The sequence below is a fragment of the Corynebacterium sp. MSK074 genome (assembly GCF_030229735.1).
Lineage (GTDB): Bacteria > Actinomycetota > Actinomycetes > Mycobacteriales > Mycobacteriaceae > Corynebacterium.
Genome location: NZ_JASPIX010000002.1, coordinates 358,904 through 372,089 on the forward strand (window position 1 = coordinate 358,904; position 13,186 = coordinate 372,089).

General features: G+C 58.7%; 14 protein-coding genes. 12 read left to right on the forward strand and 2 right to left on the reverse strand.

Translation table 11 applies throughout. The annotated features are described in order from the left end of the window. The first annotated feature begins 21 nt into the window (after window positions 1-21). Window positions 22-612 carry a 3-isopropylmalate dehydratase small subunit gene (gene leuD / locus QP965_RS03700; RefSeq protein ID WP_284766216.1) on the forward strand — a complete coding sequence of 197 codons (591 nt, stop codon included), beginning with the start codon at window positions 22-24 and terminating at the stop codon, window positions 610-612. Window positions 613-813: 201 nt separating this feature from the next. After that, window positions 814-1,725 (forward strand): hypothetical protein, encoded by a 912-nt coding sequence (locus tag QP965_RS03705; RefSeq protein ID WP_284766215.1) that lies wholly within the window; start codon window positions 814-816, stop codon window positions 1,723-1,725. A 104-nt stretch (window positions 1,726-1,829) separates the two neighbouring features. On the opposite strand, the gene QP965_RS03710 is transcribed toward QP965_RS03705, so the two are convergent. Next, window positions 1,830-2,828, reverse strand: coding sequence for an NUDIX hydrolase (locus tag QP965_RS03710; protein ID WP_284843969.1), 999 nt, complete (start codon window positions 2,826-2,828; stop codon window positions 1,830-1,832). A 161-nt stretch (window positions 2,829-2,989) separates the two neighbouring features. On the opposite strand from QP965_RS03710, the gene QP965_RS03715 reads away from it, so the two are divergent. Together QP965_RS03715 and QP965_RS03720 are read left to right on the forward strand one after the other, a co-directional pair. After that, complete coding sequence (locus QP965_RS03715; RefSeq protein WP_239279361.1) at window positions 2,990-3,988, forward strand: NAD(P)H-dependent glycerol-3-phosphate dehydrogenase; 999 nt, start codon at window positions 2,990-2,992, stop codon at window positions 3,986-3,988. 22 nt (window positions 3,989-4,010) lie between these two features. Continuing rightward, window positions 4,011-5,072, forward strand: a complete 1,062-nt coding sequence (locus QP965_RS03720; protein ID WP_284843968.1) for a D-alanine--D-alanine ligase family protein — start codon at window positions 4,011-4,013, stop codon at window positions 5,070-5,072. A gap of 13 nt (window positions 5,073-5,085) precedes the next feature. On the opposite strand, the gene QP965_RS03725 is transcribed toward QP965_RS03720, so the two are convergent. Beyond that, complete coding sequence (locus QP965_RS03725; protein WP_284843967.1) at window positions 5,086-5,985, reverse strand: DUF3515 domain-containing protein; 900 nt, start codon at window positions 5,983-5,985, stop codon at window positions 5,086-5,088. Here QP965_RS03725 and QP965_RS03730 point away from each other — a divergent pair. Genes QP965_RS03730 through QP965_RS03765 form a run of 8 tightly spaced genes read left to right on the forward strand, consistent with a single transcriptional unit; the run spans window position 5,933 to window position 13,154 of the window. Continuing rightward, complete coding sequence (locus QP965_RS03730) at window positions 5,933-6,970, forward strand: thiamine-phosphate kinase (protein WP_284843966.1); 1,038 nt, start codon at window positions 5,933-5,935, stop codon at window positions 6,968-6,970. The two genes, QP965_RS03725 and QP965_RS03730, sit on opposite strands and share 53 nt — an antisense overlap. A gap of 2 nt (window positions 6,971-6,972) precedes the next feature. Further along, complete coding sequence (locus QP965_RS03735) at window positions 6,973-7,611, forward strand: uracil-DNA glycosylase (protein ID WP_284843965.1); 639 nt, start codon at window positions 6,973-6,975, stop codon at window positions 7,609-7,611. Between the two features lie 10 nt (window positions 7,612-7,621). Beyond that, complete coding sequence (locus tag QP965_RS03740) at window positions 7,622-8,965, forward strand: DAK2 domain-containing protein (RefSeq protein ID WP_284843964.1); 1,344 nt, start codon at window positions 7,622-7,624, stop codon at window positions 8,963-8,965. A 2-nt stretch (window positions 8,966-8,967) separates the two neighbouring features. Then, a complete protein-coding gene (locus QP965_RS03745) occupies window positions 8,968-11,100 on the forward strand; it encodes an ATP-dependent DNA helicase RecG (protein ID WP_239279355.1) in 2,133 nt (710 codons plus the stop codon). 19 nt (window positions 11,101-11,119) lie between these two features. Next, window positions 11,120-11,332 (forward strand): biotin/lipoyl-containing protein, encoded by a 213-nt coding sequence (locus tag QP965_RS03750; protein WP_005327804.1) that lies wholly within the window; start codon window positions 11,120-11,122, stop codon window positions 11,330-11,332. Then, on the forward strand, window positions 11,333-11,914 hold the full coding sequence (gene rsmD, locus QP965_RS03755) for a 16S rRNA (guanine(966)-N(2))-methyltransferase RsmD (protein ID WP_239279354.1): 582 nt from the start codon (window positions 11,333-11,335) through the stop codon (window positions 11,912-11,914). Between the two features lie 26 nt (window positions 11,915-11,940). Further along, the gene (gene coaD, locus QP965_RS03760; protein WP_239279353.1) at window positions 11,941-12,414 is read left to right on the forward strand and encodes a pantetheine-phosphate adenylyltransferase; all 474 of its coding nucleotides are present in this window, start codon (window positions 11,941-11,943) and stop codon (window positions 12,412-12,414) included. Then, a complete protein-coding gene (locus QP965_RS03765; RefSeq protein WP_239279352.1) occupies window positions 12,411-13,154 on the forward strand; it encodes a sulfite exporter TauE/SafE family protein in 744 nt (247 codons plus the stop codon). Before coaD ends, QP965_RS03765 begins: the two co-directional genes overlap by 4 nt. The last annotated feature ends 32 nt before the right edge of the window (window positions 13,155-13,186 follow it).

Genomic DNA, 13,186 nt, shown 5'->3' on the forward strand with positions numbered 1-13,186 from the left:
GGGCTTAGAAAGGCATTGACAATGGAGAAATTTATTACCCATACGGGAACGGGCGTGCCCCTGCGCGCTTCCAATGTGGATACTGATCAGATCATCCCCGCGCGCTACTTGAAGTCGGTTAAGCGGACCGGTTTTTCTGAAGGCCTATTTTCCAATTGGCGCTCCGATGACAATTTTGTGCTCAACCAGGCGCAATTCAAGGATGGCTCGGTGCTTTTTGCGGGTAGTGATTTTGGCACCGGATCCTCCCGTGAGCACGCAGTGTGGGCGTTGAGTGAATACGGCTTCCGCGCCGTGTTTTCTTCCCGCTTTGCAGATATTTTCCGCGGTAACGCTGGAAAGTCTGGACTGCTTACTGGGTTGATGGAGCAAGAAGATATCGAGCTCATCTGGAAGCAGCTCGAATCTGGAGAAACTCAGGTCACCGTGGACCTGGAGGCTCGAACGGTCACGGTAGAAGAAAATACTTACCGTTTCGATATTGATGACTACACCCGTTGGCGGTTGATGGAAGGGCTGGATGACATCGGCATTACCCTCCGGAATGAAGATGCAATCGCTGCATACGAATCGCGCCGCCCCAGTTTCAAGCCCGCTGTTCACGCTCAATAACAGAAAAACCGCTTGAAATCGGTGGGTCAGCAGCGCCCCTACAGTCCTGCTACGCGAAGCGGCTGTAGGGGCGCCGTGCGTTCATACGTGAACCTCAAGCTTCCGCCTTGGGGTAGAGGTGGGGGTACAACTCCGTAACGTATAGGTAACAATTGCTTGCTCCAGTTTCCTGCAACAAAGTATCCCCCTAGCTTTAGACTTATGAGCAATCCCTATTCGAATAATGATGCCTTCAATTCAGGAAACAACGGGGCAGAGTATCCCGGAGCCGGCAATGAGTCTGCTTCTCATGGGCACGATGCGAATGGTCAGCCTGGCTACGGCCAACAGCACTTTGGTCAACAGCAGTTTGGCCAGCAACAGTATGGACAGCAGCAATACGGCCAACCCGGATATGCCGGAAGCTCGTATCCGGGAGACGATTCCCTGTTTGGGCGCGACGTAGACGCCATTCAGGTACTCGCGGATAGCTTCCGCTACTTCGGCCGCGGTTGGGCGCAGTGGATTTTCGGTCCACTGGTGCAGATCGTAATTGTCTCCATTCTCTATTTGCTGTTGACCCTCGTCCTAGCAGGCAGCGGTACATCCATTGATGCCCTAGCCAATAGTGGCTCGGGTTCCGATGCCGCACTTACTGGTGGGTTAATTGCGGTAATGTTCTTAGCTATTATCGCCATGTTCCTAGTGTTTATTTGGTCCATTAGCACCTGGTACAAGGCTGCTAATAAACAGGTTGATACCGGGATGCTGGAGATAAAGGACTTTCTGAGCTTTAAAAATGTCGCCGGTCTCATGGCGGTGAATGTGCTTTCGTGGCTGGTTATTTCCCTGGGCTTCGTTCTCCTGATTATTCCGGGACTCTTCGCCGCCTTCTTCTTTACTTGGATGCCGGCTGTTAAGGCCGTACGTCCTGAGCTATCCGTTGGCGAGACCTTTGGGGCTTCCATCGAGGTAGCGAAGAAGAATGTCGGAGTGACCATCTTGGTAGTCGTCCTGAGTGTCGTCCTGTACGCAGTGTTGAGCTTTACCCTAGTCGGCATGTTTGTGTACCCAGCACTGAACACCCTCATTTTGGTCCTCTTCGTCCGTCGCACGCTCGGCTTGCGCGGTTAGAAAACCCCGCAGCCGCACGATAGTTGCGCAAGTAAGGCCCTGCTCGTCCGCCGCATGAGATGGAAGGCAGGGCCTTAATTGTTGGTCGGGGAGGAACTAGGAAACTAGCGCACCGGCAGTGGGCTAGCCAGGTAATCGGCGCCGGTCAGCTCGCCGTTGTTAAAGGACAAGACCCATACAGAAGCCTTCTTAAACTTCAGCTTGTCCACGGGCTTCTTGAGGAACTTCGGGGCAAGATCCTCAATGATGCCGGGAATGGTGGCGCCCTGGCTTACGATGACGGGAACGCCGCCTTCGTTGACCACGCGGCGGAAAGCTTTCTTGGCTGCTTCTGGGTCGTTCTCCCAAGCCTCGTCACCAAAGTTTCTGTTGATGGAAATGTCCTTGCCTAGTTCGTCGGCAAGCGGGGCAGCAGTCTGCTGGCAGCGTTGGGGCAAGGCCGAGTAAATGGCGGTGGGGTGGAAGGCACTCAGCATTGGCACCAGCATCTCTGCTTGGCGGCGGCCCTTTTTATCCAGTGGGCGAAGGTTGTCATCGCCTTCCCAGCTACCGCTGTCATGCGCGCGTGCGTGGCGCACATAGAGCACGCGGGTAGCGGGCGCGATGCGTAGGCGCTTAGCCGCCTTGGCCACTACCGCGGTATCAACGTCGTAGGACAGGAGGTCCTGCGCCTCGTCGATGGGCAGCCACCGTAGCTCATCGGTTTCACTATTGGCGGAATAGGTTCCGCTCAGGTACTTGGCTACCCAGTAGTAGACCACCTTAGTGCGGCCCTGGACTGGGTACGTTACCTTGCCGATGAGCTTGCCTAGACGCACGTTAAAGCCGGTTTCCTCCAGGATTTCCCGGGCTGCGGTGGTAGGTAGGGACTCGCCCGGATCAACCTTGCCCTTGGGCAGGGACCAATCATCGTAATGGGGGCGGTGGATGAGCGCGATTTCTGGGTCCTGCGGGGAGCCGCGCCAGATCACGGCGCCGGCAGCAAGGGTAGTGCGGTGGAATTCTTTGGCGGGGTCCACCGGGATTTCCTGATGGCGGCCGGAAATAAATTCCTCGTGCTGCTGATCCTTGTCGGTTTCGTGCATCTTTTTAATATTGGGCATCGTCTGCCTCCACGGGGCCTTTCCACAGAAATTGGGTGTTTGAAAACAACGTCTAAGCGCCCATTGTCCCACGGGTAAGGCGCGTTGTGCATCCTCGCCCCACGGGGGTCGGGCATGCTTTAAGGTTGGGGTTATAGATTTGCACGTTTGGAGGAGACACCATGGTTAATGTTGCCGTGATGGGTGCTGGTTCTTGGGGCACTACCTTGGCCAAGGTCTTTGCGGACGCCGGAAATGACGTTCGCTTGTGGGCGCGCCGCACGGAATTGGTGCAGGCCATCAACGAGACGCACATCAATCCGGACTATTTGCCGGATACCCGGCTGCCGGCCGCGGTGCGGGCCACCCACAATGATGCGGAAGCGCTTGCGCTTGCCGACGTCGTCGTGTTCGGCGTTCCCTCCCAAACCTTGCGCGCCAACGTGGAAAAGTGGGCGCCGCACCTGCCAGAGGACGCGACCCTGGTGTCTATCTCGAAAGGCGTGGAGACCGCCACGCTCAAGCGCATGAGCGAGGTCATTATGGATGCGGCGGGCGTGCCAGAAGACCGCGTGGCGGTACTGTCTGGCCCGAACCTGGCCAAGGAGATTGCTGCCGGCCAAGTGGCCGCAACGGTGATTGCCTGCTCCGATGAAGACCGCGCTCAGCGCGTGCAAGCAGCGGTCGCCGCGCCGTACCTGCGGCCCTACACCAATACCGACGTCATCGGCGCAGAAATCGGTGGCGCCTGTAAAAATGTCATCGCCTTAGCCTGTGGTATCGCCTCCGGCAAAGGGCTGGGCAATAACACCATGGCCACCATCATCACCCGCGGTTTGGCGGAAATTACCCGCCTGGGCGTGGAGTTGGGGGCGGATCCATTTACTTTCTCCGGCCTCGCAGGCATGGGCGACTTGGTGGCAACATGCACCTCGACACTCTCGCGCAACCGCACCTTTGGCTACCGCTTGGGTCAAGGCGGCACGATTGAAGAGGCCAAGGCTGCGACCAATGGCCAGGTCGCGGAGGGCGTCTACTCCTGTGACTCCATCTATCGCCTCGCCCAGCAGGCCGGAGTTGAGATGCCTATCACGCACGCGGTTTATGGCGTGTGCTACGAGGGTATGGCGGTGGAAGATATGATCATCGCTTTGATGGGTCGGTCCAAGAAGTCGGAGTAGGTCGAGGGTAAAATCTGCGGGCATGACTGAAAAGACCCGCGTGGCCGTTATCTATGGCGGCCGTAGCACCGAGCACTCCGTATCCTGCGTATCCGCAGGCGCGATCATGAACCACCTCGACCCAGAGAAATTCGAGGTGGTGCCCATCGGCATTACCCGTGAGGGCACGTGGACGCCCGGCACCACTGAGGGGTTAGAAATTGTCGATGGTGTCATGCCGGAGGTCAGCCCAGGTGTAGAACTGACCCTTTCTCTTGATCCCAATGCCAGGGGACAATTCCACAACGTCACCGACGGCACGCTCTTCGCAGAGGTCGACGTGGTATTTCCCATTCTGCATGGCCCCTTTGGTGAGGACGGCACGGTCCAAGGACTCTTTGAGCTTTCCGGCTTGCCCTATGTAGGCCCAGGGGTATTGGCTTCCTCGGTGGGTATGGACAAGGAATTTACCAAGAAGGTGCTGGCGGCCGCAGACCTGCCAGTAGCACCCGAGGTTATCCTCAAAGGCCGCACCGAGCTAAGCGAGGACGAAAAGCAGCGACTAGGCCTGCCCGTCTTTGTAAAGCCCGCCCGGGGCGGATCATCGATCGGCGTATCCAAGGTCAATAGCTGGGAGGAGTTCCCCGCCGCCGTCGACTTGGCGCTCGAGGATGACGAAAAGATCCTGGTGGAGCCGGAAATCGTAGGCAAAGAGGTAGAAATCGGCGTACTTCACTATGCCGATGGCACCTTGCTGGCCTCCGTCCCAGCGCTGCTCGCCGGTATCGATGATTCCGATGAGGGCTTTTATGGCTTCGACACCAAGTACCTCGACAATGTGGTCACCGCCGAAATCCCTGCACCTTTCGCACCTGAGCTGACCGAGAAACTACGAGGCATGGCGATCCGCGCCTTCGAGGCCCTCAACTGTGAGGGCCTGTCCCGAGTCGACTTCTTCGTCACCGAGGACTCCGTGTACATCAACGAGATCAATACCCTGCCGGGCTTTACCCCGATCTCCATGTACCCGCAGGTGCTCGCGGCCTCGGGCGTTGAGTACCCGGCGCTGCTCGAGGCGCTTATCGAGCAGGCCTTGGCCAAATAGGCCCAAGTGCTGCCTACTTCTCGGCCGTGTGCTCTGCGAGCACATCGCCGATTTCCACCAGTGCCGCCTGCGCGGCATCTTGTGGGGCGTGTAGCGCAAGGTAGTCCTCGCGGCCGAGGGCAAACCACGTGCCTGCGGTCGTGCCGTGGGCTAAGGTGGTGTCCTCGAACCACGGAATATCGTTAACCTGCTGGAGCTTGACTCCGGCGCGATAGTTCTCCGGCTTGGCTACGCCGCATCGCGCGACGATGTCTTCGCGGCCTTCGGCGCTCCACACGTAGGTATTCTTTTCCTCTACCTTGCGGCGGCTGTATCCCTCGGCCACCGAATCGGGCAAGGCCTTGTCTACTTCTGCGCACATCTGGTCATTGCCCGCCTTGAGCGCCTTGAGCGGCGCCTCGTGGGCGGTGGCAGGCTTTTCTTCGAGGGACGAGAGGGCGTCGTTAAGCTCGCCCGGCTCTGCGTCAGTGGAGGCAGTGACCGCGACAACGGGGAAGCGCTGCGGCGCATACCAAGTGGTGAGGTTGGAGCCAGGGGTGGCATCGTGCACCTGGAACCACTGTTCGCCCTCTACGTCCTGGGTCTGGGAGTACTCGGTGTACTGGAAAGGCATATCCACGCCACAGCGCACGGTGACCTTATCGTCTGAGGTAGCGGCCCAAGCCGCGACACCGGAAGGTACGGGCTCGGCAATATCGGCACGTGGCTTATCCATGACCTGATCCGGAAGGGCGTCGATAAAGCTGCGGCAGGCTTGCGAGTCTGCCTCCTTAGACTCCACGGGGGAGACCGCCACGGGGGCTTTGGCGACGTTATTGAATACGTATTTTGCGCCGAAAAGGACCGCCAGAACCATCACTATGGACAACCCAAGTGAAATGAAGATCGCGGTGCGGTTAAATTGGGATGTCATAAGGGTTCATAGTATCGAAAGGAAGCTGGTGAACTTAACTCAGACTCTCGCAGATGTGGGAGAACGCGCCGCCATCCGGGAAATCACCTCCGTGGCCTCCAGTGGGCTCAATGGAGACGATGCCGCGGTTCTGCCCAGTGCGCCGCCGAATTCCCGCACCGTGACGGCCACTGATTTGATGGTGGAGGGACGTCATTTCCTGCGCGAGTGGTCTACCCCGCGCGAGATTGGCAAGAAGGCCATCTTGCGCAATTTTGCCGATGTGGAAGCTATGGGTGCTCGCCCGGTGGCCGCCCTCCTTGCTATCGCCGCGCCAGGTGATACCCCGGTGCCCTTCGTGCGCGGCATTGCCGAGGGAATCGCGGAGCATAGCTCTTTCTATAACGCCGAGTTGGTAGGCGGCGACCTTACGAAGTCCGATCTCTTGGTCATCAATATCACGGCCGTAGGCTTCCTCGGTGGCAGCCTTCCTGCCTTGACCTTGGACGGGGCGCGGGCAGGCCAGCAGGTAGTAGCGCACGGCAAGATCGGCCACTCGGCCGCCGGCTTGGCCTTGTTGGAGCGCTTCGGCCGGAACTTGCCTGCAGGGCATGAGCACCTGCAGCCGCTTATCGACGCCCACTGTGCCCCCTGGCTCAACCCCGGCCGCGGCGTCATTGCCCGTGCCGCGGGGGTGACCGCAATGACCGATAACTCAGACGGGCTGATTCAAGACTGCACTACGATGGCCGAGCACTCCTGTGTGCACATGGACCTGGATCCGCAGGCCTTGCAACCGGAAGAATTGCTGTGCCAGGCCGCGGATCTACTCGGCTGCGATCCCTGGGAATGGGTACTCAGCGGCGGCGAAGACCACACCCTCATCGGCACGACCGCAAAGGAAGCCCCCTCCGGATTCCGAAAGATTGGCACCGTAACCCGCGGCTGCGGAGTTACGCTGGGAGGCACCACACCGAGCTATCAGAAAGGCTGGCTGAGTTTTTAACCATGCATCCCACTTACCACCCTTCCTGGGAACCGGTGCTGGCGCCGGTTGTTGAAAAGCAATGGCCACAGATTTCTCACGCTCTTGAGGGGCAGGACTACTTGCCCCCGGCCGAGGACGTCTGCCGCGCGTTGCAGATGCCGCTGGACGATGTCCGCGTGCTCATCGTCGGCCAAGACCCTTATCCCACCCCAGGACACGCCATGGGCATGGCCTTTTCCACCCGCCCAGGCGTGAAACCACCGCGTTCCTTGGTCAATATTTACCGCGAGCTGCACGATGATCTGGGTATCAACGGCCGGGAGGATGGTGACCTGAGCGCCTGGGCGGACCAGGGAGTGCTGCTGCTTAACAGGGTGCTTACCGTAGCCCCAGGCCAAGCCGGTTCGCACCGCCGCATCGGTTGGGAAGAGATCACAGAGGCTGCCATTCGCGCACTCAACCGCAGCCCCATGGTCGCGATTCTCTGGGGCCGGGATGCGCAAGCGTGTGAGCGCTTTCTTCCCGACGTCCCCTGTATCAAGTCCCCACACCCCTCACCGCTTTCTGCCAGCCGCGGCTTCTTTGGTTCTCAGCCCTTTTCCCGGGCAAACGCCCTTTTGCGGGACCAAGGCGCACAGGAAATAGACTGGCGCTTGTAAACTATTGCGCATGTCCTACCCCAGCACGCTGGATTCCCACGGAATGCGCAATTGGGCCACCCGCGCCGTGGGGGAATTAGCCCACCGCCGCGATGAGATCAACGCGCTCAATGTCTTTCCCGTACCGGATTCCGATACGGGCTCAAATATGGCGCATACGATGGAGGCAGCGGTAGCGGAGCTCGACAATGGCGGCGATGTCGCTGACTCCCTTGCGATCGGGGCGGTGCGTGGTGCCCGCGGGAACTCGGGAATGGTGCTGTCTCAGGTTCTGCGCGGCATTGCCGAGTCAACTGTGGACTCAGTTATCGACGGTGCTGTCTTTGCCCGCTCCCTGCAGCATGCCGTGGAGCTGGTGGACCAGGCTATCGCCGAGCCGGTGGAAGGCACAGTTATTACGGTCTTGAAGGCAGCAGCCGAGGCTGCCGACGACGCTGCAGCGCAATCAGGCGCAACCTTGCACAGTATTGTCAGCGCCGCAATCGCTGCCGCGGAAACGGCCCTCGAGCGCACTCCTTCGCAATTGCCAGCCCTGCGCGAGGCAGGAGTGGTGGATGCTGGCGGCGCTGGTCTCGTTATCCTCTTAGAGTCTCTGCTCGCAGAAATCGAAGGATCCACCGGGCACACAGGCCTGCCCGAAACGGAGCCGGAAACTGAACTGGAAGTGGTCTTTTTCTTCGAGGGAGATTTAGACACGCTGCAGGTAGCAATTGAACCGTTGGGAGACAGCCTCGTTATCGCTCGGGCCACCGAGGACAGCGCTAATGTACATATCCACTCCTGGCGGGCAGGCAGGGTCATTGAAACCGCCTTTGGTATAGGAAAGGTATCCAACCTGCACCTTGAGGTGTTGCCTGCTCACACCGAATCTGCCTCCGAAGCACCGATCGCTCGCCGGGTAATTGCTGCCGCACCGGCCGGGCCTATCAGCGATCTTCTGGCATCTGCGGGGGTGAGCGTTGTGTCACCGGATGATCCCATTGCGGCGGAAGAGGAGGACATCGTCCTTGCTACCGGTTTGAGTTCGGAGACCAGCGCCGGGCGAGTAGTGCCCGCGCAGTCTTTGGCTGCAGCTCTGGCTGCGATTTCCGTCTATGAACCGGATAACCCAGATACTGGTGCCGTCGTTGCTGCCATGCGTGATGCTGCCAAGTCCATGCGAGTGGCTTACCCAAGCCAGGAAACCCCGCAGTCAATCATTACCACCTGCCGCGATCTCTTAGCAGAAGGCGGTGAGCAGGTCACAGTCTTAAGCGCCCTTGACCTGGACCAGGAGGACCTAGCTCAACAGCTTCGCGTGGACGTTATGGCACTGAAAGTACCGGATATCGCAACCGAAATCGGAGTGGAATAGCAATGCTCGGCTGGCAGGACAACCGCCCTTTGACAGAGGTGCTTGCGGCGAAGGACGCCGCGAAGATTACCAAAGCGCTGGGGTATGAGACCTGCGGCGAGCTCTTAGCTCACTATCCCCGAGACTATATCCGCCACAACAAGGACGTCGGCCTAGGAGACGCTGCGGAGGGCGATATCGTCACGGTTACCGGAACCATTACCGGATTCACCCGCCATGACTCGGGCAAGACCACCATCATCAATGTGCAGCTCGATGGCAGCATCGTTGCGACTTTTTTCAATGCCAATTACGTGATGCGGATGTTGCACCGCGGACAGCGCGTCATGATGAGCGGCAAGCTTAAGTTCTTTCGCAACCAGCCGCAGTTGCAGCAGCCGGACTTTGTAGAGATCGATGCGTTTGGCCGCCCCGATGGCGAACTGGATGATTACCGCCAGCCAGCGGCCGAATCCGGCAAGAAGCAACGCCCAAAAGCCACCGGCTCGCTGCGGAACCTGTCGCAGTTTGGCAGGCTCGACCAGCTCCTCTTGGAACGTGAATGGATACCGGTGTACCCGGCCACGTCCAAGGTGACCTCGTGGTACATCATGGGCGCCATCCACTACGTCCTATCTAAGACTCCGCCGATTGCGGAACCGCTGGATTATCAGATGATCATCAGCCTCGATAAGGCAGTGCGGGAAATCCACGAGCCCGGGAAAGCGGGCCCGTACCGTGCGATTCAGCGGCTAAAATACAACGAGGCGCTGTCCATAGGTTTGGTGATGGCATTGCGCCAGCGAGATGCCGAAGCCCGGACCGCTTCTACCATGCCGGCCACCCTAGGCGGCTATCGCGAAGAATTGCTGAGCCATCTGCCCTTTGATCTGACCGAAGGGCAGCGTCGCGTCATTAGCGAGATCGAAGACGATCTGGCTCGTCCGCTGCCCATGATGAGGTTGCTGCAAGGCGAGGTTGGCTCAGGCAAAACCATGGTGGCTACCTGCGCTATGCTGCAGGCTGTCGACGCAGGAACGCAGGCAGCACTGCTGGCGCCGACGGAAGTACTCGCCTCCCAACACGCTGCCTCCATTGGGACCTCGGTTCCCGAAGGCGTCAAGGTCGTACTCCTGACCGGCTCCATGCGAACGGCGGACAAGCGGCAGGCTTTATTGGATATTGTCTCCGGTGACGCGGACATCATCATTGGAACCCATGCGATTATCCAAGACACCGTGGAGTTCTTTAACCTTGGATTGGTCGTCGTAGATGAGCAACACCGGTTCGGTGTAGAGCAGCGCGATAGCCTGCGGTTAAAGGCACGTGAAGGCCTCAGCCCCCACGTGCTGGTGATGACAGCAACACCGATTCCGCGCACCATTGCGATGACCGTCTTTGGTGACCTCGCCGTATCAACGCTGACAGAGCTGCCCGGTGGTCGCAAACCTATTCAGTCAGCAGTGGTGGCCGAGTGGCGGCCGACCTGGGTGCTTCGCGCACTCGAGCGGATACGCGAGGAGGTTGCCCACGGCCATCAGGCCTATATCGTCTGCCCGCGCATTGAAGGCAAAGGCGGAGTGCTAGAGCTTGCACAGCAGCTAGAAAACGGTCCCTTCAAGGGACTGCGGGTAGCCATCTTGCATGGAAAGATGCCCAACAAAGACGAGGTAATGACGTCATTTGCCAGGGGAGAGATCGATATCTTGGTCTCTACCACGGTCATCGAGGTGGGCGTAGATGTTCCCAATGCCACGGTGATGCTTATCCGCGAGTCCGAGCATTTCGGCGTTTCCCAGTTGCACCAGTTGCGCGGGCGCGTGGGACGAGGCGGCAATGCCTCCATCTGCCTTTTGCACACCACGGCAGCCGATAACACTCCGTCTTTCCGCCGCATCAATCAAATTGCCCAAACCTCCTCTGGTTTTGAGCTAGCCGAGCTTGACTTGCGCCAGCGCCAGGAGGGAGACATTTTGGGCACCATGCAGTCCGGAACGCACCGCACATTGCGGCTACTGAACTTGGCGGATGACCAAGACATTGTGGAGCGCACCCACACGGATGCGCGTGCCATGGTGATGCGCAATCCCGAGTTGGCTGAGGAACTCACGCGCAATTTGAGCGAAAGCGAACAGGAATACTTGGAGAAGAACTAAGACGGGTTAACCTAGAAGCATGAAAATTTACGCCCCCTTCGCGGGCATCGTCCGCTGCCATGTGAATGTGGGAGACACTGTTGATACCGGAGTCCCGCTTGCGACTGTCGAAGCCACGAAGCTCGAGGCTCCCGTAGAAAGCCCGGGACCAGGAAAGGTCCACCGTATTGTGGTCTCTGACTTTAGTGATGTGGTGGGCGGAGACCTTTTGATGGAGATTGGAGAAGCATAAATGACGCGCATTATTGCCGGCGAAGCCCGCGGCCGCACCATTAAAGTGCCCGCAGAAGGAACTCGGCCTACCGCAGATCGCGCCCGCGAAGGGCTGTTTTCATCCCTCACTGCACGGTGGGGCTTTGCTGGATCTTCGGTGCTCGACCTTTTTGCCGGCTCTGGTGCCCTAGGCCTAGAGGCGGCGAGCCGAGGGGCAGAGGAAGCAGTACTGGTGGAATCTTCGGCCGATGCGGTAAAGATCATCCGGCATAACATGGGCGTCGTCAAGCATCCCGGCGTTCGAGTACAAGAGATGAAGGTAGGCACCTACCTGGCCAGTGCCCCGCGCAAGCACTTCGATCTGGTGCTGGCGGACCCGCCCTATGCCTTTGATGAGGTGGATGAACTCATTGCTGCCATCGAACCGGTGCTTACTGACCGCGCAATGGTAGTAATTGAGCGCCACGTTGATTCCGCGGATACTGTGTGGCCTGCCGGGTTTGAGCCCACCGGCCAAAAGCTTAAGAAGCGCACCTTTGGCATCGCACGCATGGATATGGCGGTTTATACCCGTCCCGGCAGCGAAGACGCCGAAAGCTAAACCCCTGAAAAGAAAGCGAAAGTAGCATGACTAAGGCCGTCTGCCCTGGATCCTTCGACCCCGTCACCTTAGGTCACGTCGATATCATCAATCGCGCTAACCAGATGTTTGATGAGGTCACCGTGTTGGTAACCGGTAATCCCGACAAGCCCTCAGGACTCTTTAGCGTGGAGGAGCGTATGGAACTTATCCGCCAGAGCGTGGATTCTTCCATCAAAGTGGATTATTGTTCCGGGCTGTTGGTGGATTACACCACGAAGCATGGGGCAGACGTCCTAGTGAAGGGACTGCGTAGCTCACTGGATTATGAATATGAGCTGCCCATGGCGCAGATGAACCGGCGCCTTTCCGGTATCGATACTGTCTTCCTACTCACGGACGAGAAGTACGGCTATATCAGCTCTTCGCTGTGTAAGCAGGTAGCCAAGTTTGGCGGCGACGTGACGGGGATGTTCCCCGAGCCTGTAGGTCGTGCCGTAAAGGAGAAATACCGTCAGTGAGCCTCGCGCTGATTATTTTCCTCGTCGTTGTCGTTGGTTCGACTCTGCAACGGGTATCCGGAATGGGGCTCGGTCTCATCGGCGGTCCCATCCTCATGCTCATTATGGGGCCGGTCGAAGGTATCCTGGTGATCAACGTTCTGGCCTGTATAAATGCGATTCTGACCACCTATTCCGTGCGTGAAAATGTGAGCTGGAAAAAGTTCGGCCTGATCGCCCCAGTTATGGTGATTGGCTCCTTGGCCGCGGCGCTGCTCATTAGGCGCATGGACACGGCAGGGCTCATGATCGTGGTGGGCGCTGCGCTTCTGGCTGCATTAGCCGTAGTGACATTTGGAAAGAAGTTTGTCCCGCCGATGGAGGGCAAAGGCCCTGCCATCTCCGCGGGTATTCTCGGCGGCTTTACCAATACCTTGGCGGGCGTGGCCGGCCCGGTTATTACCGTCTACGCCCAGGCGGCAAAGTGGCCCCAACATGTCTACGCAGCTACGCTGCAGCCGATTTTTGTCGTAGGCGGATTCTTTTCCGTGATGACCAAGACGCTAACTGGTGCGGCCCACTTTGATGGTCTGCCTTGGGTGATGTGGCCCGCCGGAGTCTTAGGTATGTTCGTCGGCATTTGGGCCGGCACCCGCATTGCTCGGCGTGTTCCACGAGAAAAGGCCCGCGTGCTCTCGCTCAGCGTTGCCGGGTTGGGCGCGGCCAGCGCACTGATTCGGGGCATTTTGACGCTTTCGTAGGCGAGTGAGCCACGGCAAAGCCCGCCGGTCCT